Consider the following 24,689-nt stretch of genomic DNA (forward strand, 5'->3'; position numbering starts at 1 on the left):
GGCTATTCATCTCCCACGGCCCAGTGCTGCTGCATTTGTAAGAAAGTGATCGACGCCGACCAGGTGATCAGCATAAAGCCGATTAAACCTTCGGCGCTTAGTAACAGACGCATACCACCCTCAGGCGTTAGATCGCCAAACCCGAGGGTGGTATAGCTTATTGCCGACATATAAAAATAATCCCACAGTGCCACCGTTTCACTGCCCGAAATCTGTCCTGTTTCGGGTAACGCCTGTAAGCCAACTAACGCCAGCGCAAAGATACATATTTCGATTAGGTGGGCAACAAATAACGCTAGAAACAGCACTAAAAAGCGGCCCCGTAACGCAAGTTGCCAATACTCCAGCTTCCGACTAATACGTACCGCCACTTCAAAATGCACCAGCACGCTGGCGATGACAGCGGCGACCGTCATCACCAGCACCGCTACCGTTCCACTAAACATGACTGCTCCCTGCGTTAATTTCCTTGAAAGAGCTTAAGCTTAGCCGATGATTCACAAATGCAAAGAAGCCCCCACCCAAATGGGATGGGGGCTGATATACCGCTCTCAGAAATCCCTATTGCAGCATACTGGGAAGCCAAGTAGCGAGGCCCGGAAAAACGATCAGTACTGCGACCAGTAGCATCGAACAGAGAATATAAGGAATGGCGGCCGAATAAATTTCACGCATGGTAGTACCCGCAGGCGCTACCCCTTTCATGACGAATAACAGCAGCCCTAACGGCGGCGTTGAGAAGCTGATCTCCAGAGCCAATAAAACAACGATACCAAACCAAATTAGATCAAACCCGAGCGCCTGCGCTAACGGGAAGAAGATCGGCACGGTCAGCATCATGATGGAAATCTGCTCCATAAAAGTGCCCAGCACCAGCAGCACGGCAAACATCGCCAACAGCATCAAAATAGGCGAAAGATCAAAGCTGGTCGCCCAGCCGATCAAGCCTCCCGAGGCGCCTGAGAAGCCCAGTAGTTGGCTAAACGTGGCAGAGCCGAAGACAATCAAGTAAGCCATTAAAGTGACCTTGAGTGCTCCGGTGACCGAAAGCTTAAACGCCTCCCAGGTCATGCAGCGGAAAATAAACGCCAGGATGATCACACCCAATGCCCCGAAGGCTGCAGCTTCGGAAGGTGTGGCAAACCCCATTAGCATCATCGCAACAATAATCACCATCACGCTGAGCATGGGTAGAATATCGGTCACAATCAGTTTGAGCTTCGCGCTAAGGGGCACCGGCTCAAGCTCATAGGCGGGTGCGGCAGTGGGATCCAGCTTGGTTTGGATAAAGATGGTGACGATATAAAAACCTGCCAACGTTAGCCCCGGCAGAATGCCCGCGATCAGCAGTGCGCCAATATCCACTCTTGCCAAGGTTGCTAACAGCACGGCAAGCGCTGAAGGCGGAATAATAATCGCCAAACCGCCAGTGCCCAGAATCGGACCAATGGCCATTTTCTTTTTATAGCCTCGGCGTTCCATTTCCGGCACCAGCAGCGAGCCCATCAATGCTGTGGATCCCATAGAAGAGCCGCTTAACGTAGAAAACGCCGTGCCACCAACAACGGTTACGTACGATAAACGCCCCGGCAGCTTGCCCATCAACTGGTCAACCGCATTGAACATCTTCATGCCCAGGCCGGTGCGAAAAAACAGCTCGCCCATCAGTAAGAACAACGGAATGGGTACTAGGTTAAAACTAGAGAGCGCACCAAAACCATTGTTGAGCATCTGTATGATGCCGGTTTGCCCCCCCATAAAGTGCCAAGCACCAATCACGTTGGCGGCTAAAAATGCCAATGCGATGGGCGTACCAATCGCCATAAAGAACAGAATCAGCGAGAGTAGAAAAGCGAGTGCAAAGTACCATTCCATTATTCTTTAATCCCCGCTTCGCCGCTGTGAAGAATCTCATGACCAACCACAAAGCGGCCAAATTCGATTGCCATCAATGTAAAACTGATCGGAAACACAATCGTCAGCATCCATTTCGGCACAAAGAAAGCGCGCACATCGTAATCAGTCCGCTCAATATTGAGTAGTACAAGATCCAGCCCCTTCCACGCCAACACGCAGCACACCACCACACACAGCAGCGATACACCACGACTGAGAATATTCAGCGCTGGCGGCGGCAAAACAGAGGTCAGCAGTTCAATATGCACGTGCCCTTTTTGACGTACCAACCAAGGCGCACCCAGCAGGGTGAGATAAAACATGGCGTACTCAGTGGAGAGAAAAAACCACGCCGAGGGTTGAAGCCCTAAATTACGAATGACCACAGAAAGCACCACCGCTACCATCAGCCATACCAGCATGATGGCGGCCAGCAGGGCCATGCCGTTGAGCAGCAGCAGGTAGCCGCGTTGTGCGTAGCGCATAAAAGACCCTAACGAGAAAGTCATACAAAAGGGGCGCTCGAAAATTCAGCGCCCCCTACCGTTCTTAGAGGTCGTTAAACTTTTCGATTAGCGTGTCGTAATGCTCAAGACCAGAAGGATGACGCTCCATCTGACGGCGCATACGCTCCCAGGTAGCATCGCGGGCGGCTTCGGCATAACGCTCGCCGACCTCGCCTTCAAGAGTAACTACCTGCATACCATCAGCCTCAAGTTCAGCTTGCTGCGTTTCAGCTAAGTCAGCCAATGACTCAGCGCTTTCACGCTCATGCTCGATGGCCACGTCTTGAAGAATTTGCTGTGCTTCTTCGCTTAACTGGTTCCACTTGTCCAGGTTAACGATTACGCCCATGTCAGTAGAAAAGAAGGCAGGGTCAACCCGGTAGTTCAAGAAGCGATCCCAATTAAGGTCTTTAAGACCAATTTGCGTCCAGCCAGTGGCGTTGACCACACTACGCTCAAGCGCAGCGTAGACATCGGTGGTGGGTAAGCTAATCGGCTGCGCGCCTAGGTAATCCTGGAAGAAAGCGTCATAGACTGGGTTACTGCGTAGCTGCAGCCCTGAAACGCTTAGATTGCCATCAGCATCAATGGTGGGTTCATTAATGGTATAGAGGTTGTAGCTCACGCCGCTGTCGAACCAGCCCAGGTAATAAGTGCCCATCTTCTCCTGATGAATCTCATTGAGCAGATCGATACCGCCATTTTCACGGGCAAAAATAGCGTTGGTATTGGAGGCCACCATGGCATCGCGCTCCGGTACCGTGCCTGCGTAAAAGCTCGCAGCGGTATAGGCCATATCCACCACGCCGTTCCGCACTGCGTCTGGCTGCTCGGAAAGACCGATCACTTCAGGGCCACCGCGCACGTTAATCTGCACCACCCCTTCACCGCGCTCATTTACTTTATCGACGAACTCGAGAAAGCTTTGGGTATAGATCAAAGACGGCGGAAACGCATGCACGGCGGTGATTTGATCAACGGCTAGCGCCTGAGTGGAAGCCAGGGCGGTGAGCATGCCCATAGTAAGCGTTACTTTTTTCATTCGTTAGTCTCCTGCACGGGGTAATCTGCGTTATAGCGTTTATTGTTTCTGTTACTTTCTTATAAGCCGTTTAATAAGCTTTTTCGTATCGCTCTTATAAACGTCTGCTGCAAGCGTGCGTTTTTTATAAAAATGCATTTTTAGGTTAGCAGGCACTGCCGCTACCCTTTACTAATAATGGTGCTTTCTGGCGGCTGCGCCGTTGTCCAGGGATACCGCGCTAAGTAGCGTGCTGCGAAATCGGTAATCGAGTCAGCGTGCTGGCGGGTCATATCGATATCGTCCCAGCCATTAAGCAGCTTGGTGCGCCATACGGGGCTAATGGAAAAACTGACTTCCACTTCAGCGACACGGATAACCTGCTGCTCCAAATCGACGTCAATCGCAGCTGGTGCATCACCAAGGGCTGCAAGCAGGCGCTCGGCGTCATCCTCTTCCACGACCGCGGGCAGCAAGCCGTTATTGACGGCATTAGAAGCAAAAATATCGCCAAAGCTCGGCGCCACCACGCAGCGAAAGCCGTAATCGACCAGCGCATAAACCGCTGCTTCACGGGATGAGCCTGCGCCAAAGTTGCGTCGGCTGACCATCACTTCTGCATTGGCCGCATTAGGGCGATGCAGAATAAACTCCGCGTCCGGTCTGCCCTGCTCATCGTGGCGAACGTCATAGAGTAAAAACTGGCCGTAACCGACACTGCGCGGCTCTTTCATAAAGCGCGCGGGGATTAGCTGATCGGTGTCTACGTTAGCGGCGGCAAGGGCCACACCAAGGGTGTTCAATACGGTAATCGGTTGCATTAGTGCGCTCCTGAAGCCTGAACAGTGGCGTTATCGTCAGCTGCCAGCGTGCGCACATCCGCTAGGCGACCATTGACCGCCGCGGCAGCCACCATTGCGGGCGACATCAAGTGGGTGCGCGCCCCCGGGCCTTGGCGGCCTTTAAAATTGCGGTTGGTAGTGGAGGCACAGCGCTCGCCGCTGGCGACTAAGTCACCGTTCATACCCACGCACATCGAGCAGCCCGAATGACGCCACTCAAGCCCGGCGTCGATAAAAATGCGGTCTAACCCTTCCGCTTCCGCCTGGGTTTTCACCAACGTTGAACCAGGCGACACCATGCCGGGCACGCGGCTTTTATGCCCTGCCAGCACGGCAGCAGCGGCGCGCAAATCTTCAATGCGCGCGTTGGTGCAGGAACCAATAAACACCCGGTCAATGGTGATATCGGTGAGTTTTTGCCCGGGTGTTAAGCCCATATAGGCCAAACTATCGCGGGCTTGGCGCGCTTTTGCAGGGTCGCTTAGTTGCTCAGGGTCGGGCACTGCGTGGTCAATAGGCAGTGCTTCTTCGGGCGATACACCCCAGGTCACCGTGGGGGCGATCTCATTGGCATGCAGCGTTACTTCAAGATCAAAGCTGGCGTCTGGATCGCTATAGAGCGTTGACCAATAGGCGCAGGCTTGCTCAAAGGCCTCTCCTTGCGGGCTCCAGGGGCGCTCGCGCAGGTAATCAAAGGTGGTTTGGTCGGGGGCAATCATGCCGCAGCGGCCGCCACCTTCAATGGAGAGATTGCACAGCGTTAAGCGCGCTTCCATGGAGAGCGAACGAATCGCCTCGCCCGCATACTCAATAGCGTAGCCCCGTGCGCCGTCGGCACCCAGGCGTGCAATCCAGGTCAGCGCAATATCCTTGGCCGTGATGCCCTCAGCCAACTGGCCATCAACGGTAATCCGCATGACTTTGGGTTTGCTCTGCCACAGAGTTTGAGTGGCCAGCACATGGGCCACTTCCGAGGCACCAATGCCAAACGCAATGCTGCCAAAGGCACCGTGGGTGGCGGTATGGCTATCGCCGCAGACCATCACCATACCGGGCTGGGTAAGCCCCTGTTCGGGCCCCAAGACATGCACAATGCCCTGGCGCGGGTCGTCCAAACCAAACAGCGTCACCCCGTGCTGCTGGGTATTGTGCGAAAGCTGCTCAATCATCGAACGCACTTTGGGATCCGCAACGCCTGCCAGATCGCGTGCGACAGTCGGTACGTAATGGTCAGCAATACCAAAGGTCAAATCGGGCCGGGCAACGGGCAACTCGCGTTCAGCGAGTTTATTGAAGGCATGGAAGGAACCTTCGTGGACAAAATGGCGATCAATCCAAAGAAGGCTCTGACCGCTTTCACTGCGGTGAACTTCATGGGCCTGCCAAACTTTGTCAAACAGCGTTGTTGGGGTACTCATGGTCTTCGCTCGTTGCCTCGGCCTTCGTTGGACTTATCTTTCTCACCCCAATACAACTAGCGCAATTTCACAACACAGGTCAAATGTATTTTTTATAATTTTAAATCTGTATTAAATTTAATACATTAAAAAATAAGCCGCGTTGCTACTCATCCTTCCCTCTGGTGGGCATTCCAGCCACTTTGGGCTCCCAGTAGCGGGAGTTATCATCGCCGTTTCGTTCTAAATCAATTTGGAAGCGATATCGATCCGGTCGATAGAGCGCGTCCAAATGCTCTACCCCCCGACCCTGTTCATCAAACACTACACGAGTGAGTGAAATCAGCGGCGAGCCCACGGCAACATCCAGCGCTTCAGCCACCTCGTGACTAGCTAAGGTGGCAGAAATAGATTGGGAGGCGTGGTCAACCTTCACCCCGCTGCGCTCTAGCAGCACAAACAGCGGCGTATTGGCTAAATCCATCTCGTTGTAGTGCAGCGCAATCGATTCAGGCACGTGGGTTACCAGATGGGAAAACGGCTTGTCATCGACCATGCGCACTCGCACCGAACGCTGAACCTTGACGTTCTGCGACATACCTAGCCGCTCACGGATCATTTCCGGTGGCAACACGTAGGCAAACTCCAGCAGCCGCACCTGAGAGGCCTGGCTCATTTTGACCATGTTGGGCATCAGATTGGATACGCTAGCGGTCATCACCGTCGCGTCCAACGGCTGTTCCAGCACCACCGTGCCCACACCCGCCTTACGCTCTACCATCCCGGTTGTTTGAAGCGCCTCCATGGCACGCCGCACGGTAACCCGGGATACGCCATGCTGCTCCGCCAGCTTATTTTCACCAGCCAATTTACTGCCAGCGGGCAGCCGCCCACTCAAAATGGCGTCTTTTAACAGCAGATAAATTCGGTGTGATTTGGTACCCCCCACCGCAGAGGGTTTTGCCTCGCTCATCCACGCCTCTCCTCAGGATGTTGGTCGAAAAATTTATGTCAGGCTTGACGCAGGGATATTAATAGACATAAAAATGTATTACATATAATACATATCAACAGTTAATCAATAACACAATTACTCCCGCTTGAAAGCCATTATTGCAGAACCAGCGCCCCTAAGCATTGCTAACAACCTGGTTCTGGATGGGCAGCGAGGGCAAGAGAATCGTCAATGTCTAACGCCAAAAATCATCGCCATGAAAGACACAGCCCTGAAGGACATAGCTTTGAAGGACAGAGCCCTGAAAAAAAAGGCACCGAGCGGGTACGCGCTTTTTTAAGCGCCATGGAAGCCCGCGACCTAGCCAGCGCAGAGCGCTACCTTGCGGCTAACGTAGTGATGCAATTCCCCGGCACGCCGCCCATGCAACGGCTAAGCGAGGTCGTTGAGTGGGCCCAAACCCGCTACCGCCGGGTGAGTAAAACGTTTCACGCATTAGACCAGTGCGACTATCCCAGCCACTGCGCTGGTTCTGTAATAGTGGTGTTTTGCCATGGCGAATTAACAGTGGAGTGGCTGGATGGCAAAACATCAAGCGGCGTGCGCTTTATTGACCGCTTTGAACTCACCGATGGCTTCATCACCCGCCAAGATGTATGGAACGATTTGGCGCTAGAACAAGCAGCCGACGCTAACGCCTGAACCCACCGCTCGTATTTTTCCTACTATCCTTTTTCCTACAGTGACGAGATATTTATGACACGCCAACAGCACGCCTCACACCAGCCAGCCCAGCTTAAGCAGCAGTTGCAGGAGAGCTCCATCGTCGTTGCCCCCGGTGTATTTGACGCCCTTGGCGCTTCCCTTGCCGAGCAGGCGGGCTTCGACACGGTCTACCTTTCCGGCGCCAGCTTGGCCTATACCCAGCTGGGTCGGCCGGATATTGGCCTGCTTAGCATTACCGAAATTTGCACGGCGATGTCGCATATTCGCGAACGCACTAATTTATCGGTGGTGGTGGATTGTGATACCGGCTTTGGCAACGCTATGAACGTGATGCGCAGCGTACGCCTGCTGGAGCGTTCTGGCGCCAACGCCATTCAGTTAGAAGATCAAACTTACCCCAAGCGCTGCGGCCACCTGCGCGGCAAAACCCTGGTCTCTAAAAGCGAAATGGTCGGTAAGTTGCATGCTGCACTGGACGCCCGGGCAAGCGATAACACGCTGATTATTGGCCGTACCGACGCGCTTGGCGTAGAAGGCACCGACAACGCCATTGAGCGTGCCCAAGCCTATTTCGAGGCGGGCGTGGATATGCTGTTTATCGAAGGTATCCGTAGCGACGAAGATATCAGCAAGATTATGAATCAGTTCAAAGGCAAGGTGCCGATCATGGCCAATATGGTAGAGGGCGGCGACACGCCGCTGCAGAACGCCCAGGCGTTAGAAGAGCTAGGCTTCTCGCTGGTGATTTTTCCCGGCGCGCTGGTTCGGGCGATTACCTATATGGCCAGCCGTTTCTTTGCCACCCTGAAACAGGACGGCACCACCGACGCCTTCCGCGACCAGATGCTCGATTTCAAACAGCTCAATGACTACTTAGGCACCCAGGCGATGCTGGAGCTTGGCGAGCAGTACGACAATCGCTAACTCTCTCTTATCAACTCGTGCCCATTATTTATAAGTGCGAATAAATAACTATTCAGGAGACGACCATGCAGACCACCGACAAAACGGCGAAAGAGATTTTTAACGACGTCATGGCCAACCCTCAGCGGGTGCCGTTTGGTTTTGGCAACAAAGCGGTGCTGGTCAACGTCGACCCGCAAAAAGCCTACACCCGCACCGATCTGTTCAAAACCGCCTACGAAACCGACCCCAAACAGTTGGAGTACACCAACCAGCTGGCGCGCGGTTTTAGGGAAAAAGGTTGGCCGGTGGTCTGGACCCATGTGGCCTTTTTAGACTCCGCCGAAGATGCAGGCGTTTGGGGCACGCGCACCGACACACCGGACTCGCTGCAAAACATCAAGTACGGCTCCGAGCGCGCTGAGTTCGACGAGCGCTGCGAGATCGACCATAGCCGGGATGTGATCTACACCAAGCGTATGCCTTCAGCATTTTTCGAAACGCCGCTGCAGTCGCTGCTGGTGTGGCATCAGGTCGACACGGTGATTATTACCGGTGGCTCTACCTCTGGATGCATTCGCGCCACCGCTGTGGAAAGCCTGTCCCGGGGCTACCGCACCATCGTGCCGATGGAGTGCGTATCGGATAAACACGAGAGCTACCACTACGCGAACCTGACCGACCTGCATCTTAAATATGCCGACGTGCTGCCGGTTGCCGAGGTGTTAGCGTGGTTGGACGGTAATGGGTCATAACAGGAGCCAGCCATGAAAGAGTCACTCGGCGTTTACGACTACTGGGCCTATGACCAGCGCCCCAAGATCACCTGGCCTGGCGGGGCGAAAGTCGCCTTCTGGGTCGCACCCAATATCGAATATTACGAACTCGACCCACCGCAGAATCCCCAGCGTAACCCTTGGCCGCACCCGCACCCATCGGTGCCCGGCTATAGCATTCGCGATTACGGTAACCGGGTTGGTCACCAGCGCCAGATGGCCCTGCTGGATAAGTACGGCGTTCGCGGCTCGGTGTCGCTTTCCGTGGCGCTATGCGAGCACCATCCCGAAATTATCCAGATGTGCAAAGAGCGCGATTGGGAATTTTTCAGCCACGGCATCTACAACACCCGCTACACCTACGGGCTTAGCGAAGATCAAGAGCGGGCGATGATCCGCGACAGTATGGAAACCATTCACCGCCATACTGGCCAAGCCTGCGCTGGGTATCTAGCCCCGGCGCTCTCCCACTCAGAGCGCACCCTGGATCTGTTTGCAGAAGTGGGCGAAGAGCTTTTCGGCGACAAAGGCGGGCTTTACACCTGCGACCTGTTCCACGACGACCAGCCCACGCCGGTCAGCGTTCGCTCCGGCAAGCGGTTTATCTCCATGCCCTACTCCCTTGAGATGAACGACACCATCGTCTACGCCGTGAACAAGGTAGAGCCGCGCCAGTACGCCACCATGCTCAAGCGCCATTTTGACCGACTTTATGCCGAGGGCGCCGAGTCCGGCACGGTGATGTGCATTCCCACGCACAACTACCAAGTGAGCTGCCCGCACCGTATTAAGGCCTTTGAAGAGGCGCTTGAGTACATCACCGGCCACCCGGACGTGTGGGTTGCCACCGGGCGCGAGATTGCCGACTACTACCTGGCCAACTACTTTGATGCCGCCCTCGACAGCATCGCGGCCCAGGCCGCCACCGCCAGACAACAGGGGTAACGCTATGGCGCTTAATGACGACTATCTCGACTACCCCCACCGTCGCCAGGGCTACGACCACGAGCGCTATGCCTGGTCGATGCTAAGTGAACGCCCACCGGTCACTTGGCCGGAGGGTAAAACCCTGGCGGTGTGGATCAATATTTCGTTGCAGTTCTATCCGCTAAACCAGCGCGGCAAGCCGTTTAAAGTGCCTAATGGCATGACCATGCCCTACCCGGACTTGCGTCACTTTTCGCTGCGCGATTACGGCAACCGCGTGGGAATCTATCGCGTGCTCAAAGCGCTGGCGGCACACAACATCACGCCCACGTTCGCCATCAACGCCCAGCTCGCTGAGCAAACGCCCTATCTGGTGCAGCGCCTGAAAGAGCACGGCGGTGAATTTATCGCCCATGGCTGGAACATGGATCACCTGCACTACGGCGGCCAGCCGATTGAAGAAGAGGCCGAGCTGGTCAAGCGCTCCGTGGAAACCCTGCGCCGCGTCACCGGCCAGCCCGTTCGCGGCTGGCTAAGCCCGGCCAAGCACCAGAGCTTCAACACACCCGACCTGCTGGCGGAAAACGGCATTGAGTACTGCGCCGACTGGGTCAACGACGATATGCCCTATGCATGCTTCACCCAAACAAGCCAAACCCAAGTGGGCAATCTAACCATGATGCCCCTGGCGACCGAGATCGAAGATCAGTTTGTGATGAGCCAGAACCTGCATTCGGAAGATTCCTGGGTGACTCAAGTGAAAGACGCTTTTGATTTCCTGTTGGAAGAGTCCCGCGAGCAGGGCGGGCGGCTTTTTGCCTTGAACCTGCACCCCTGGCTAGTCGGCCAGCCTCACCGGATTGCCTGCCTGGAAGAGGTGCTCGCGCACATTAGCGGGCACCCCGAGGTATGGCAGGCCCCGGCAGGCGAGATTCTTGATGCATTTCATCATGTAGCGGAGCAGGCGTAATGGCGATACTTCCCTATAGCAACGACAGCTTTGATGCCCATCTGCCGCTGCTGATTATCGGTGCGGGAGCCTGCGGCTTAGTCGCCGCACTGGCTGCCCAGGAAGCCGGTGTTGAACTTGCAGTGCTAGAGCGCGATGCGCTTCCCCGTGGCAGCACGGCGATGTCGTCGGGGTTTATTCCCGCTGCTAATACGCGTTTTCAGAGCGAGCTTGGCGTCAAGGATTCCGCTGAAGCCATGACGGAGGATATCCAAAAGAAGAACGGATTTGAGGCAGACCCGGCGATTGTCGAGCTACTCGCCAGCCAATCCGGCAAAACCATTGAGTGGCTGGCAGATCAACACGGCGTGCCCTTTGAGCTGGTAGAAGGCTTTCTCTACCCCGGCCACCGCCACCTGCGCATGCACGCAACGCCACGACGCACCGGTGAAGAGCTGATGGGCGCACTGCTTAACGCCTGTGAGGCGGCGGGTATCGATATATTGACCCAGGCACGGGTAGTCGATTTGTACGTTGATGCCACACAGCGCGTGCGCGGCATTACGCTCGAACGCCCTGATGGCAGCCGCGAAACCATTGGCTGCGACGCGCTGATCCTGGCCTGTAATGGCTATGGCGGTAACGTTGAGCTGGTTGAACGCTATCTGCCGACGCTAAAAAACGCGCTGTATTACGGCCATGAAGGCAACCAGGGCGACGCCTTACTGTGGGGTCAGGCCATGGGCGCTAGCACGAAGGATTTGGGCGCATGCCAGGGGCATGGATCACTCGCCACGCCCCACCAGATTTTGATTAGCTGGGCGCTGATGATGCAAGGCGGCATTCAGGTCAATATAAACGGCGAGCGTTTCTCCAACGAGCACGGCGGCTACTCCGAACAGGCAGCCAAGGTGTTGGCCCAGCCTGATCAGGTGGCCTGGAACCTTTTTGATGCGCGGATTCATGAGTCGGCCCAGGCGTTTGAAGATTATCGTAATGCTCAGGAGAGCGGCGCGGTGCGCAGTTTTTCCAGCCTTGAAGAGATGGCCGCTGGTTTGAACCTGCCGCTAACAGCGCTACAGGCTACCTTTGCGGAGATGCAGCAGCATGCCGAAGAACAAACAGCAGACACCTTTGGTCGCCGTTTTGAACCCGCCAACCTAATCAAACCGCCCTACTATGCTATTCGCGTGACTGGTGCTTTGTTTCATACCCAGGGCGGCTTAGAGGTGAATCCCACGGCACGGGTGCTCAATACCCAAGGCCAGGCGCTGCCCAACTTGTTCGCCGCAGGCGGTGCTGCTCGCGGGGTTTCCGGCTCCAACGACAGTGGCTATCTCTCCGGTAACGGGCTGCTTAGCGCCGTGGTGCTGGGTGCAGTGGCAGGTAAAAGCGCCGCTGAGTTGCTGCACTTAAAGCTCAGCTCAGCGGTATTGCCCTAACCGCCTAGCGACAGCATTGCCTCTGCCCACTGGTGCACGTCGGGGTAGCCGCGCTGCTCGAAAACCGCGAAGCCGCTAATGCTACGCGCTTTGAGCGGCGAAAAGACCGGCATGGTTAAACCGCACAGAAAATGCGCCAACCGCTGGGCATTAGGTGGCTGGCCCAGTTGTTCGGTGTGGCGCTGAATAAACGGGGCGGCAAAGCGTGTGAAGTCATTATCCGATAGCGTGGGTAGTGGCGGCGCTTCCGGCAGCCTAACGGGGTGCCCGTAACATACCGAGCAGTGGCCGCAGCGGCCCTGTTCGCTCTGAAGCGGTGCGTCAAACGTGCTATCACCAAAGTGCTCCGCTAATCGCCGCGTTAGGCAACTCTCAGACTCAAACAGCGTCAGCATGGATTGCAGACGATCAATCTCGATACGCTCGCGATTGAGGCAGTCGTCATATAGCTGGCTCGCCAACGTTTCAATGGCGAACTCAGGCTGGCAGACCTCGTAAACGTCGGTCATACGCTTACCTTCCAGGGTCAGCCAGCCCTTGTCCTGAAAGTACTCAAGAGCAGTAATCACGCGAGCGCGGGAGGCATCAATCTGCTGGGCCTGCCCGGCATGATGCAAGCGGTCAAAATCCACCGTTCCCCAGGTGCGGGCGATGGGAATATTGTCGACCAGCAAGCGCACAAATGCCGCGCGCTCGCCCTCAAAACGACTTATCAGCTCATTCGGCTCACTATGATAGCGCAGCCGATATTCGGCGAGAAACGCAAAGCGCGGCGCGATAATGCCGTGCATCTCCAGCCGCACCAGCAGTGTTTTCAGCGGCAGCAGGCGGATATTGGTATCCCGGGAAAGCGTATTGAGCAGCACTTCCCACTGGCGGTCTGGCGCTTGGCCTGCCGCAGCAATCTCTTCCAGCAGGCGATAGATGCCCGCGTATTCAGGGGTATCACCATAAACAAAGTTTTCCAACACCCGCAGGCCGTCACGCCCAGCCATGGTCAGGCAGGTGGAAGGCAGCCCATCGCGCCCAGCCCGACCAATCTCCTGGCTGTAGTTCTCGATGGATTTGGGCAGATCAAAATGCACTACATTGCGAATATCGCCCTTATCGATGCCCATCCCAAAGGCAATGGTGGCAACAATGCAAGACGACACGCCGCCCATGAACTGGCGCTGTATCTCATCTCGCCGCTGGGAATCTAACCCAGCGTGATAGGCCTGAGCAGCAATACCCTGAGCCGCCAGTGCTTTAGCTACCTGCTCGGCGGTTTGCTGAAGGGTGACGTAGATAATCGTCGGCGCCTCAAAGCCCGGCTGTATCTGTGACTTCAGCCACTCAATCAACTGCTGCTGACGATCTTCCATGGCGGGTGCCACCAGCAGCTCAAGATTGGAACGATAAAAGCCTGTGGTGATGACGTTATCGTGAGCGATGGCGAACTTCTCGCCCATATCGGCGATCACCGTCGGCGTTGCCGTGGCGGTGAGCAGCAGCACCTGGGGAATAGCAAACTCGCGCTGGTAGTCCGGCAGCTTCAAATAATCAGGGCGGAAGTTATGCCCCCACTCGGAAAGACAGTGGGCTTCATCAACTACCATCAACGATATCTGAACCTGGCGCAGAAAGTGGCGAAAACGCTCGTTCTTCAGCCGTTCCACCGAGATCATCAGAATCTTCAGCTCGCCGCTTTTAGCCCGCTCCATGACATCGCGGGTGGTGTCACGATCCTGGGTAGAATCAATACTTGCCGCCACGATGCCGTGGCGAGTCAGGAAGGAGAGCTGATCCTGCATTAGCGCCAGCAACGGCGATACCACCAGGGTGAGATGGGGAAGATGCAGCGCCGGAAGCTGGTAGCAAAGCGACTTGCCCGCGCCGGTGGCAAAAATCGCTGCCGTGGAGTGACCGTCCAATACCCTTTCAACCACCGCCTGCTGGCCGCCACGAAAGTCGTCAAAACCGAATACGTCTTTCAGCGTTTGCTGGGGTGATGTGGGGGACATACGTTCTCCAGAAGATAACAGGGCACTAGCCGATGCCATTATGTCGATACTACCGGCAGGGGTAAATCCATACCACAAACCATCAAATTCGTTGCGATTCCGCTAATATTTTTGTGTAGCATGGTGCCACCGCTATGATGCGATGAATTAATTTTTGGAGATGGGATGCTCAGTGTTGGGCTTTTTTTTATCGCTAATATCCTTTTCTGTTTGGCCTATATTGTTCGTGATATGGCGTGGCTACGCGCCATTACCATCTTGGCGGCGTTATCCACGTTACCGTACTTTTATTTTCAATCCACGCCACTTTATGGCGCTATGTCCTGGCAAATCGCCTTTATTGCGATTAATGCCATCAACTTAACGATCTTACTGCTCCAACGCCGCCCGATTAAACTCACCCAAGAAGAAGAGTGGCTGCACAAAACCACTTTTTCGCTGCTTAAACCTCGCCGCATGCGCCGCTTATTACAGCAGGCGGAGCCCCATGAAATACAGCCTGGAGAGGCATTAATCGAACAAGGGGAAGAGCTGCGTGCGCTTATCATTTTGCTTTCAGGTAGCGCCAGCGTTAAGGTTAATGGCATTGAACGCGCCACGCTTTCCCCAGGCGACTTTGCCGGTGAAATGAGCTTTATTACCGGCCGATTAACCAGTGCTGATGTGATCGCAAACGAGCCGGTACGTTACTTAATTTGGCCATCCTCGGTTCTTGAGCGGCTATACCAACGCGACCCTGAGATGAAAAATGCGATACAAAGCATCATAGGGTTTGATATGGCCTCTAAACTGGCGCGATAAAAAGCCCAACCGGCCACTATAAAACAGCAAAAACACTATTGGTTGACGACATCTCTTATGCGGCTGACCCATTTAGCTCTAACATTTAAGGAGTGATAGCGTTGTGAATATCACCCCTCTTGGCACTAGCGGAGGCCTAGAGCACACACAAGGAACCACCGCTTTTCTGCTCACGCCCACCCTACTGCTGGATGCTGGCACAGGCGTTAATCGACTTAGCAACGAACAAATGAGTGGCCTTAAAAACATCCTGTTGACCCATGCCCATATTGACCATATTGCCAGCCTGCCGCTGCTCATCGACAGCCTGTTTGAATCGCTTGTATCACGCCGCCAAGCCTTGACTGTTTACGCGCTGCCAGACGTTATCAAGGCCCTCCAGACACATATTTTCAATCATGTTATTTGGCCTGATTTCACCCAACTGCCCTCTCCAGAACACCCTGTGCTGCGTTATATGCCGCTCACCCACTGGCATATGTATACATTTGACGACACCGTCTCAGTGACCCCGTTTCCCGTTACTCATGGCGTTCCCACCTGTGGTTATTGGATAAGTAGCCCGACAGGCGCCGTCGCGTTTAGCGGCGATACCGGGCTTTCCGATATCACCATCCAATCGCTTAACCGGCTAGGCGCACTCGACACGCTGGTGATTGAGTGTGCCTTCCCCAACGATCTAGACTGCCTTGCCGAATCAGCTTACCACTTGACCCCACAGCGGCTCGCCGAACTAGTTAACCGGGTGGCGATACCCCCTAAAAAGCTATTGATAACCCACCTGAAACCACCGTATCGGTCAAAAATTATCCAGCAGCTTAATGCCGCCCTGCCTGGGACACAGCCATGGCAGGCTCTTTGATAAAACCGCTAGAGGAATAAGTCACAAGTGTAGCGCTGAGTGGAAGCCATACCTTTTACCACCCCGTACACTGGCATCCGTATAGTTAGCAAGGAACTGGGGTTGCCTATGAGATCAATAACAGTCCGGCCTTTTCGTCTTTACTGCCTGCTGAGTATCGCGCTGGGGCTGCTATTAACTACACAAGCCCATGCCTATGAAGACACGTTACAAAACGCTCGCCAAATGCTAGAGCAAGGTGACGCCAACGCCGCCTACGCAAGCATGAAAGCCGTTGAGGTCGACCGCAGCGGTGAGCCCGAATTTGACTACTGGCTGGGTGTGTTTGCGCTGCGAGCAGGAGATGTCTCCCACGCGTTGATTGCCCTGGACAGGGTATTGATAGCAGCCCCGGAACACGCAGGTGCGCGAATGGAACGCGTCGCCGCGCTACTGCAATTGGATCAGCGCCGCGCCGCTGAAGAGGAAATTGAGCGCCTGGAAGCACTCTCCCCTCCGCCAGAAGCACAAGCGGCCATTCGCCGTTTCAAAGAAGTCATCAAACAGCGCCGCGGGGAAGACAACGACCCACAGCATAATCTGAGCGTAGGCGTCGCTCTTGGCTACGATAGCAACCCCCAGCGCTACAGTCGTGATATCGAACTTGATCCTTTACCCCCGTCACTACGCGATGTGGTTGACCAACTCATCGATAGCGGTGCCCTGGAGCCCGACGGCCCCAACCAGCTCGACGACATCACTTTTGCCAGCCGCTCAAGTCTTTACCATCGGCTTCAAGCCAATTACCGGGGGCGCTACCCGATTGACGAACGATCACGCTGGTTGCTTGACGCCACTGCCCAAACCCAGCGTTACACTCAGGATAGCGCCGAGGAAATTGACCTGACGCTGTTACAGCTAGCGCCTGCCTACCAGCGCGAGCTAAGCAACGGCCACACCTGGACACTGCAACCCAACGTGTTGCAAGGCTGGGGTGGAGCCAACCAGGATCCCCTATTAACCCGCTGGGGCCTTAGCGGACACTACGCCTACACGGTAGGCACCGACAGCCAGCTCACCTGGCAACTTCGCGCCCAACGTAACGACTTTGACAACGCGCTAAGCGATTACGACGCGGGCCGCCTGGGGGTTGAACTTACCACCCCGCTTACTCACGTCAATGTGCGCTGGCAGGCGCGGGTGGGCAAAGAATGGGCCCGTGGCACTGGCAACCAACAGCGCGCGGGCGGTGACCTCAACCACTGGCAGGTCGGGATGGGTTTGGATGTCCCCATTGGCAACCGCCAGCTCATACGCGGCGATGTGGGTTACCGCGAACGCAACTATCAGGATGACGTTAACAACATCACCAGCCGCTACCAGCCCACTGCCCGTGAGGAGCAGATATGGGAAGCGCGGTTGAGCTGGCTCTACCAGCTCAACCGCCACTGGCTGGTCGAAACCTCTGCCAATTATGAACAGCGTGACGCCACCATCGAATTTTACGACTCGACTCGCCTGCAAACCCAGGTTGGCGTGCGCTACCTGTTCTAAGGAGGGCTTATGGCTCGTTTTATACAACACTCCATTGCCCGTTGGGTATCGCTCCATGCCACTGTCGGCAGCCTGGTTATCCCCATGGTCGTGTGGGCCAACACCCCCGCCGGGAAGGTGATGTTTATTCACGGCAATGCCTCAATTGAGCGCGACGGAGAACGGATCGCCGCCGAGCGCGGTGATGATATCTTCGCTGGCGACACCTTCCGAACGCAAAGCGCCAGTACGCTGCAGATCCGCTATAGCGACGGTGGCACCAAAGCCATTCAGCCAGAAAGCACCTACACCCTGGAGAGCTATAACGAAGACCAAGAAAACCCTGAAGAATCCGTACAGAGCGGTGAGCTGCTGCGCGGCGGGTTACGCGCTGTGACCGGGTTGATTGGACGTAATGCTCCCGAAAACGTCAGCCATAAAACACCGGTAGCCACCATGGGCATTCGCGGCACCAGCTTTCAACTGGTTCACGTGCCCGAAGGCGAAGCGCCCCCCTTGCCCGGCATGGCTACCGGCAGCTACTTATATGTAGAGAGTGGTATGCTCTCCATGAGAACTGACGCTGGCGAGCGTATTGTGCGCCCGGGACAAGTCGTTTTTTCCGCCACGTTGGATGCCACGCCAGAATTTCTGGTTGACGGCATAGCGATTTTTGAACAGTTGGAAGACCAGCGCCGCCAGCAAACCCGCCAAGAGGATGAAAGCCCAAGCGCAGACACCTCCCAGCAAGCTGGCAGCAACACGACCATTGCCAGTATCACGCTGGATGCCAATACCGATAGCGATGCTGCTGACGGCACGTTTTTCGACCGAATAGCGCTCGCACCGGTCACCAATGAACAACTTCAGCGTGAGCAAACCACCAACCTCACCCAAGAACAATCTAACCGTGCCCGCGCCTTTGCTGATAATTTAGAAGACGACGTCAACCAAGAATCTGAACCAGAACCGATGCCCGAACCTGAGCCCGAAGCCGAGGTCTGGATCGACTTCCCGCCTAACACCGAAAACAGTTTAACAACGATTATCGGCAGCGACCTTCTCAATGGCTTTTACGTAGAAAATACGACGCCTACTGCCCAAGGCAGCGAAAATATCGCCGGTGGCGAAGTGGTATGGGGCTATTGGAACGCTGACTCCCCTGACCCCTTCGCCCCGGAGGACACGCCCATTGGCAGCAGTATTCCCTTTATTTCTGTCTCGGATGAGTTAGCCGATTCGCTAAGCAACGAGCTAAGCAACCAAGCGCTCGATGCAATAAACGGACAGTTAGCCGAGGGCGTGGCCTTTAACTGGGTAGGCGGTACCGGGCTTATCAGCGAAGCAGGCAATAATGTTATTCCCATTCTTGGCGACAGCACCATCACACTCGCAAGTAGTGGCACGGAAAGCAGCGTGGAAGTAGATATAAGGTTGGAAGGGCTTGGTCGACTGTTTGGTGGCCTCGTCACTGAAGCAGGCAGCGATACTTTCGAAACTTTCCCAATAAATAGCATCAGCCTTACCCACACAGGCTGCGAATCCGTTTGCTTTGAAAGCGGCGGTAGCCTACAAGGCCAATATATCGCCGAAGACGCCGCCGCCATTATGAGTCTGATCGAAGCTTCCGGTGACCTGGGCAACTATAGCGGCACTGGCTTATTTCAAAGGCTACTAGATGAAAATATCATTGAACCACCGAACCCTCAGTGAGCTGAATTCACTTCTCAGTATGCTCCCACACCCCATCCCAGTCGTCGGGGGGAGGGGCTTGCTGGAAATACGCAATACGCTGCAAATATAGCTGGGTGGGCGGGTCTTGTTGGTCGTCAAGCACGTTGAACGCCGCTTGCGCCTCAGAAAACGCCGCCGCCTGATAAAGCGCCACAGCCTGCTCAAACGCTGCCTGCCACTCGCGCTGGCGCTGGGTTAGCGCCTGCCATTTACCAATCGGCTCCAACACCCAAAGCGGCGCGCCGCGGCCCTTGACCCGAACCTTGTCCAGCTTGCGGAAACACCAGTTGGGCGCTTGGTGCGCGGTCGCCTCACTCACCAGCACGCTCACTCCGTAGGCGTTGGTCAGACCCTCCAGGCGCGATCCCAAATTGACGTTATCGCCCATCACGGTATAGGCCATGCGGAAGCTCGAACCCATGTTGCCCACGCTCATAGGGCCTGTATTTAGGCCTATGCCCATCGCCAGGGCAGGCTTACCTTCCTGGGTGAAGGTGTGGTTGATATCCTCAAGTGCTTCCAGCATGGCAAACGCCCCTTCAAGGGCATGCTCAGCGTGCGCGGCATCGTGAAGTGGCGCGCCCCAAAACGCCATGATCGCATCGCCCATGTATTTATCGATGGTGCCGTTGTGGGCGTGGATGGCGCCGGTCAGCGGTGTCAACAGCCGGTTCATGACATGGGTCAGCTCAGCAGGCGGAATCGTCTCAGAAAACGCCGTAAAACCGCGCACGTCTGAAAACAGCACGGTTAGCTCGCGCTCTTCACCCGCAAGACCCAGGCTCTCGCCGCTGTCGATCATGTCATCCACCAGCTTGGGCGGCACATACTGGCCAAAGCGCTCGGCCACCCAACGTTTATGCTGCGACTCGTGTAAAAAATTCAGTGCCAGGTGCCAAAGCATCTGCAGCACCAGCAGCACACCGAAAGAGGCCAGCGGCAACACCAGCCCCTGTTGCCAGGCCCAGAGGTTACCGCCCAGCGTTAGACCCAGTAGCCCCGCGCTAACCGCGAGCAACACGGGAGCGCTTAAACGCGGGTACAACAATGTCATCAGTGCCCCCAGCAAGACCAGGCTCACCAGTTCCGCTCCCGCCACCCACGGCGGCTGGGATTTGAAGCTCTGGTGCAACATCCCGGCCAGCAGCGTCATATTGATCTCCGGCCCGGGGTACACACCCCCCACCGGGGTTGAGCGCAAATCCATCAAGCCGGGCGCTGAAGCGCCCATAATCAATGTTTTACCAGCAAGCTCTTCAGGCTCGACGCGCTCGTTGAGTACATCGACGGCTGAAATATACGCAAAATGCCCCCGCTCGCCGTACCACGGCACCAGCGCCGCCCCCTGATTATCTACCGGAATTTTAAAGCCGCCGACGTCCAGCGCTTCCAGTTGCGCCACGCCCGCGCCCTCACCCACCTGCGGTTCAATCGTCGGCCCGCCTATCATTGCCATTAACATCGCAAGCGGCAGGTTCGGATAAAGCTCGCCCTCCCAGCGCTGCAATAAAGGTACCCGGCGAAAAACACCGTCGCCATCCACGTGTGGGTTATCAAAAAAACCGCCGCCCATCGCGCTTTGCTGCAGTTCGGGCAGGTTGCCGGTAAAGCGCTCGGGTTTCGGGACTGCAAGCGAGTCACCCTCGTTCACCGCCACCGGCGCGGGCAACGCACCCACCGGCGGCGGGTCATTTTCGGCAATACTTGCCTGAAAATAATGCCCCAGCACGACCGGGTAGTTAGCCAGGGTATTGGCCAGTACCGCATCGCCACTTTCAGGTGGAGAGCGCGCTGCAAGCTCGGGGTAATCGCTTACCAACCTTTCCCAGTACGATTCAAGCACCCGCCCTTCAGGCTCGGCGAACACAATGTCCGCCCCCAGCAACCCCGCATCGTAGGTCTCAAACAGTGTTTCTACCAGCTCAGCGACGACAGTGCGCGGCCAAGGCCACTGGCCCACCTCATAAAGGCTGCGCTCATCAATATCAATGATCGCAAGCGAGGGGTCGGCGGCCTCCTCGCTTAGCGTTGCCCGCACACGGGCGTCGTAAGTCTGCCACTCCAAGCGCTCCAGAAACGGCAGCGGCATCCAGCCCACCAGATCCAGCAACAGCGCCACCACGATGGCAATGCCGCCGCCCCATTGCAGCCAACGCCCCTTTTTGGCATAAACTTTCGACATACCCGCGACCTTATTTGCCTGATGCTAAGACGCTATAACGGACAATATAAGTTGTTACTTTATTAAAAAACTCAATTATCGTCCTACGTTAACCATCCTGATTGGTTAACTTCTTTTAGTGGTTTTCTGCAGGTTACACTTTTCCCTGAGACAATCAGCCTACTTGATTTCAACGTTCATAATACTTACTAATGATAAATAACACTTCTAATAACCCATCAGACAGCCATGGCTTTTTTTTCATTTTCAACAGACGACTTTGCACCCAGCGAACGCCTGGAGGCTGCGCAGGATATATACAGCGCCATGGCGCAAGTACAGCTTGATGCGCCCAGAAAGCAGATTCCGCATGTTGAAACACGCATCAGGCTACTGCCGGGAATTTCCATCGCTCGGGTGACCGCATCATCGCTGCATGCGGCGCGTGAAAACCCACAAGTCGCTGATGGCAACGATGATATTACGCTTTTAATCCATCCCGGTGGCCTGGGCGGCTGGCTCTCTCACCTCCAAGCCCATGATTCTCTTGCTTGCACGCCGGGCAGAGCACGCGTCGTCTATAACCATCAGTCAGGTAGCGTCGACTTTTACGGCGAGCGGGTTAACTTTCTAAGCGTGGCGTTTTCACGCGCGCAACTGGCGCCGCTGCTTGGCGATATGGATCGCCTGCCCAAACACCTGCTTTTGCCCGGCGAATCGTTAAAGCACCTTAGCCGGCTCTCGCTGGCACTGACAGAATGCCCCGGTGCGGTTGACGGTCAACCCACTTCTCAGTTGACAAATCAACTGCTGGATCTGGCGTGCCTGGCACTTGGAGCCACGCCAGAGGCCAGCGAGCATGCCCAGCGTGGAGGCCTGCGCGCAGCACGATTAAAAGCCATTAAAGCCGATATTAACGCTCATGCGCGGACGCCCATCACCTTAAATGACCTGGCACGACGCCACGCTGTATCGCCAAGCTATATCCGGGCGTTGTTCAAGAATGCGGACACTTCTTTTACCGACTACCTGGTTGAACAGCGTCTTCAGCGCGCCTTTAGTACGCTGATATCCTCTCAGGCTGCGCAACGTTCCGTAAACGATATCGCCCTACATTCGGGTTTCAATCACCTTTCCTGGTTTTACCGTGCGTTTAAACGGCGCTTTGGAATCACCCCAGGCGAGGCTCGGGGCGTTGGCCGATCAAAATACACCTAACACAGACCCGCAGACTTTGCGTCTATTCACTCTAAACGTTTAGCGTGATTGTCAAAACGCCTTCTCCAGCGCAAAGCGGGGCTGGGTGTGGCCCTCTTTGGTCACCGTTTCCGTAAACATCTCAAGCGGGCGCACCCAGAGGCCATAGTCGCCATACAGGGCGCGATAAACCACCAGCGGCTCTTCGCTTTCGCTGTGCTGGGCGGTGCCCATCACTTCGTACAAATTGCCTTTGTAGTGACGGTAAATGCCAGGAACAGGCGTGGTCATTTAGTTTCCTCTTGTGTGGCGGCGGCGGGCTTATTGGCTTTCTTGGCGAGTCGCTCTAGCACTTTAGAAGCGGCAACGAAGCCAAAGGTGCCGGTCAAGAAGGTCGCCGCGCCAAAACCGGAGGCGCAATCCAAGCGCGTAGCGTCGCCGCCACCCGGCTTTTGCAGGCACACTTCACCATCGGCGCTGGGATACACCAACTGCTCGTCGGAGTAGACGCACTCTACCGAGAATCGCCGCTTGGGGTTGCGGGAAAAGCCGTAATCCCGGCGCAGCCGCGAGCGTACTTTGGAGAGCAGCGGGTCGTGCTCGGTGCGGGTTAAATCCGCCACCTGAATACGCGTGGGGTCGGTTTGACCACCCGCCGCGCCGGTGACGGTAATGGGGATTTTGCGCCGCTTGCACCAGGCGATGAGCGCAGCTTTGGCAATCACGCTGTCGATGGCATCGACCACGTGGTCGGCGTCATCGGGAATGCGCTCAGCAAGGTTGGTGGGCGTGACGAAGGCGGTGTCGGCCATAATCTCAATTTCTGGAGCAATCAGGCGGCAACGCCCGGCAAGCACCTCCACCTTGGGCTGACCAATGGTGCCATCCAGCGCATGGAGCTGGCGGTTAACGTTGGAAACGCACACGTCATCAAGATCAATCAGCGTTAGTTTGCCAATACCCGAGCGAGCCAGCGCTTCAACCGTCCAACTACCCACACCGCCAACGCCAACCACCACCACATGGGCTTGACGAAACGCGTTGGCCGCGCGCTGCCCGTAAAGGCGCCGAATGCCGCCAAAACGAAACTCATAGTCTGCAGATGCAGGTTCCACATTAACCGTGGGCATTGAAGAAGCAGGTGGTATGCCTGGAGGGCTTAATGAAGACATTGCAGACTCACTCATAGCACTTGAAGGGCTGAAGGCTTGGTGTGGGGTGGCGTGCGCAGACTATCCAGCGGTAGATGCCCCGCCCAACCAAGGTGGTTAAACAGCGCAATCATGGTGTCATCCAAGGCACAGCTTAATTGTACCCGCTTGTCGAACAGCGGATGGTCAAAGGCCAAATAGGTGGCCGCCAGCAGTAACCGTGGCGCCCCCAGCTGTTCGGCAAAAAAGCGGTTGTGGACACTCTTACCGTGCTTGGCATCGCCAATAATCGGATAGCCCCGCCGGGATAGATGGCGACGAATTTGATGGCGTCGACCGGTCAACGGCCGAGCTTCGACCAGCGAATAACGCGCCACCGGGTAGCGATCGACCTGCACCGGCAGCTCGACGCTATCCAGACGGCGAATATCCGTCATCGCGGGCATAGCGGGCATTTCTGCCTTGGGTCGTGTGCCATCCTCTTCACGCAGCGGGTAGTCCAAACGCTCACTCTCCGGCGCTTTACCGCGTACCACCGCCAAGTAGCGCTTCTCCACCTGACGTTCGCTAAAGGCGTCGCTGAGCAAGCCTGCTACTGTTGAAGAGAGGGCAAACACCATCACCCCGGACGTGGGTCGATCCAGCCGATGAACAGGATAAACCCGCTTGCCAATTTGGTCGCGTAGGCGCTGAAGTAGAAACTCGGTTTCGCCACGCGCCAATGCCGAGCGATGCACCAACAGCCCTGACGGCTTATGCACCGCAACAAGATGCTCATCCTGGTAAAGGAGGTTGAGTGGCGTCATAACGCTCCGAAGTAATAATGACGAGTAGCCGTAGCGAGTATTTATAGCAGGGCGCTATTGTCGCGGCTTGGTCGTGAGATGTCACCCACGCAATACAATAATGTTTCTCAACAAACCTTCTC

Annotated in this window: 23 protein-coding genes; 11 read left to right on the forward strand and 12 right to left on the reverse strand. The window is 55.8% G+C overall.

The genetic code is table 11. The features are described 5' to 3' along the window. Positions 1-2 precede the first annotated feature (2 nt). The 7 genes from A6R74_RS18320 to A6R74_RS18350 all read right to left on the reverse strand — a co-directional run bounded on the left by A6R74_RS18320 (position 3) and on the right by A6R74_RS18350 (position 6,635). On the reverse strand, positions 3-446 hold the full coding sequence (locus tag A6R74_RS18320; RefSeq protein WP_064235912.1) for an ion channel: 444 nt from the start codon (positions 444-446) through the stop codon (positions 3-5). Between the two features lie 115 nt (positions 447-561). After that, positions 562-1,875, reverse strand: a complete 1,314-nt coding sequence (locus A6R74_RS18325) for a TRAP transporter large permease (RefSeq protein WP_064235913.1) — start codon at positions 1,873-1,875, stop codon at positions 562-564. Then, a complete protein-coding gene (locus A6R74_RS18330) occupies positions 1,875-2,381 on the reverse strand; it encodes a TRAP transporter small permease (RefSeq protein ID WP_064235914.1) in 507 nt (168 codons plus the stop codon). Before A6R74_RS18330 ends, A6R74_RS18325 begins: the two co-directional genes overlap by 1 nt. Before the next feature lie 64 nt (positions 2,382-2,445). Next, a complete protein-coding gene (gene dctP / locus A6R74_RS18335) occupies positions 2,446-3,444 on the reverse strand; it encodes a TRAP transporter substrate-binding protein DctP (protein ID WP_064235915.1) in 999 nt (332 codons plus the stop codon). Positions 3,445-3,605: 161 nt separating this feature from the next. Further along, positions 3,606-4,244: a 3-isopropylmalate dehydratase small subunit gene (gene leuD / locus A6R74_RS18340; RefSeq protein WP_064235916.1), complete on the reverse strand. Its 639-nt coding sequence runs from the start codon at positions 4,242-4,244 to the stop codon at positions 3,606-3,608. Continuing rightward, positions 4,244-5,683 (reverse strand): 3-isopropylmalate dehydratase large subunit, encoded by a 1,440-nt coding sequence (gene leuC / locus A6R74_RS18345; protein WP_064235917.1) that lies wholly within the window; start codon positions 5,681-5,683, stop codon positions 4,244-4,246. Before leuC ends, leuD begins: the two co-directional genes overlap by 1 nt. 145 nt (positions 5,684-5,828) lie before the next feature. Continuing rightward, complete coding sequence (locus A6R74_RS18350; RefSeq protein ID WP_064235918.1) at positions 5,829-6,635, reverse strand: GntR family transcriptional regulator; 807 nt, start codon at positions 6,633-6,635, stop codon at positions 5,829-5,831. Between the two features lie 213 nt (positions 6,636-6,848). On the opposite strand from A6R74_RS18350, the gene A6R74_RS18355 reads away from it, so the two are divergent. The 6 genes from A6R74_RS18355 to A6R74_RS18380 all read left to right on the forward strand — a co-directional run bounded on the left by A6R74_RS18355 (position 6,849) and on the right by A6R74_RS18380 (position 12,340). Beyond that, a complete protein-coding gene (locus A6R74_RS18355; RefSeq protein ID WP_082906745.1) occupies positions 6,849-7,319 on the forward strand; it encodes a nuclear transport factor 2 family protein in 471 nt (156 codons plus the stop codon). 54 nt (positions 7,320-7,373) lie between these two features. Then, the gene (locus A6R74_RS18360; protein WP_064235919.1) at positions 7,374-8,267 is read left to right on the forward strand and encodes an isocitrate lyase/PEP mutase family protein; all 894 of its coding nucleotides are present in this window, start codon (positions 7,374-7,376) and stop codon (positions 8,265-8,267) included. Positions 8,268-8,332: 65 nt separating this feature from the next. Next, a complete protein-coding gene (locus A6R74_RS18365; RefSeq protein WP_064235920.1) occupies positions 8,333-9,001 on the forward strand; it encodes an isochorismatase family protein in 669 nt (222 codons plus the stop codon). Between the two features lie 12 nt (positions 9,002-9,013). Continuing rightward, a complete protein-coding gene (locus A6R74_RS18370) occupies positions 9,014-9,967 on the forward strand; it encodes a polysaccharide deacetylase family protein (protein WP_064235921.1) in 954 nt (317 codons plus the stop codon). 4 nt (positions 9,968-9,971) lie between these two features. Next, complete coding sequence (locus A6R74_RS18375) at positions 9,972-10,919, forward strand: polysaccharide deacetylase family protein (RefSeq protein WP_064235922.1); 948 nt, start codon at positions 9,972-9,974, stop codon at positions 10,917-10,919. Next, complete coding sequence (locus A6R74_RS18380; protein ID WP_064235923.1) at positions 10,919-12,340, forward strand: FAD-dependent oxidoreductase; 1,422 nt, start codon at positions 10,919-10,921, stop codon at positions 12,338-12,340. Before A6R74_RS18375 ends, A6R74_RS18380 begins: the two co-directional genes overlap by 1 nt. Here A6R74_RS18380 and A6R74_RS18385 read toward each other — a convergent pair. Then, a complete protein-coding gene (locus A6R74_RS18385) occupies positions 12,337-14,343 on the reverse strand; it encodes a RecQ family ATP-dependent DNA helicase (protein WP_064235924.1) in 2,007 nt (668 codons plus the stop codon). The two genes, A6R74_RS18380 and A6R74_RS18385, sit on opposite strands and share 4 nt — an antisense overlap. A 165-nt stretch (positions 14,344-14,508) precedes the next feature. Here A6R74_RS18385 and A6R74_RS18390 point away from each other — a divergent pair, with 165 nt between their 5' ends. From A6R74_RS18390 to A6R74_RS18405, 4 genes are all read left to right on the forward strand, one after another. After that, entirely contained in the window at positions 14,509-15,144 is a 636-nt protein-coding gene (locus A6R74_RS18390) for a cyclic nucleotide-binding domain-containing protein (protein WP_064235925.1), read from the forward strand. Positions 15,145-15,247: 103 nt separating this feature from the next. Continuing rightward, a complete protein-coding gene (locus tag A6R74_RS18395) occupies positions 15,248-16,006 on the forward strand; it encodes a 3',5'-cyclic-nucleotide phosphodiesterase (RefSeq protein WP_064235926.1) in 759 nt (252 codons plus the stop codon). A gap of 108 nt (positions 16,007-16,114) precedes the next feature. Next, complete coding sequence (locus tag A6R74_RS18400) at positions 16,115-17,539, forward strand: hypothetical protein (protein WP_064235927.1); 1,425 nt, start codon at positions 16,115-16,117, stop codon at positions 17,537-17,539. A 9-nt stretch (positions 17,540-17,548) separates the two neighbouring features. After that, positions 17,549-19,231: a FecR family protein gene (locus tag A6R74_RS18405; RefSeq protein WP_064235928.1), complete on the forward strand. Its 1,683-nt coding sequence runs from the start codon at positions 17,549-17,551 to the stop codon at positions 19,229-19,231. Between the two features lie 7 nt (positions 19,232-19,238). Here A6R74_RS18405 and A6R74_RS18410 read toward each other — a convergent pair whose 3' ends face one another. Beyond that, positions 19,239-21,434 carry a CHASE2 domain-containing protein gene (locus A6R74_RS18410; RefSeq protein ID WP_064235929.1) on the reverse strand — a complete coding sequence of 732 codons (2,196 nt, stop codon included), beginning with the start codon at positions 21,432-21,434 and terminating at the stop codon, positions 19,239-19,241. Positions 21,435-21,662: 228 nt separating this feature from the next. Between A6R74_RS18410 and A6R74_RS18415 the strand changes: the two genes are divergently transcribed. Continuing rightward, complete coding sequence (locus A6R74_RS18415; RefSeq protein ID WP_064235930.1) at positions 21,663-22,631, forward strand: helix-turn-helix transcriptional regulator; 969 nt, start codon at positions 21,663-21,665, stop codon at positions 22,629-22,631. Between the two features lie 51 nt (positions 22,632-22,682). On the opposite strand, the gene A6R74_RS18420 is transcribed toward A6R74_RS18415, so the two are convergent. The 3 genes from A6R74_RS18420 to A6R74_RS18430 are packed head-to-tail and all read right to left on the reverse strand — an operon-like array spanning position 22,683 to position 24,567. Further along, complete coding sequence (locus A6R74_RS18420; RefSeq protein ID WP_064235931.1) at positions 22,683-22,901, reverse strand: DUF1653 domain-containing protein; 219 nt, start codon at positions 22,899-22,901, stop codon at positions 22,683-22,685. After that, positions 22,898-23,740 (reverse strand): tRNA cyclic N6-threonylcarbamoyladenosine(37) synthase TcdA, encoded by an 843-nt coding sequence (gene tcdA / locus A6R74_RS18425; RefSeq protein ID WP_064235932.1) that lies wholly within the window; start codon positions 23,738-23,740, stop codon positions 22,898-22,900. Before tcdA ends, A6R74_RS18420 begins: the two co-directional genes overlap by 4 nt. Before the next feature lie 53 nt (positions 23,741-23,793). Then, on the reverse strand, positions 23,794-24,567 hold the full coding sequence (locus tag A6R74_RS18430; protein ID WP_064235933.1) for a pseudouridine synthase: 774 nt from the start codon (positions 24,565-24,567) through the stop codon (positions 23,794-23,796). Between the last annotated feature and the right edge of the window lie 122 nt (positions 24,568-24,689).

The sequence above is a fragment of the Halomonas sp. ALS9 genome (assembly GCF_001651035.1).
In the GTDB taxonomy this organism is placed as follows: Bacteria; Pseudomonadota; Gammaproteobacteria; order Pseudomonadales; family Halomonadaceae; genus Vreelandella.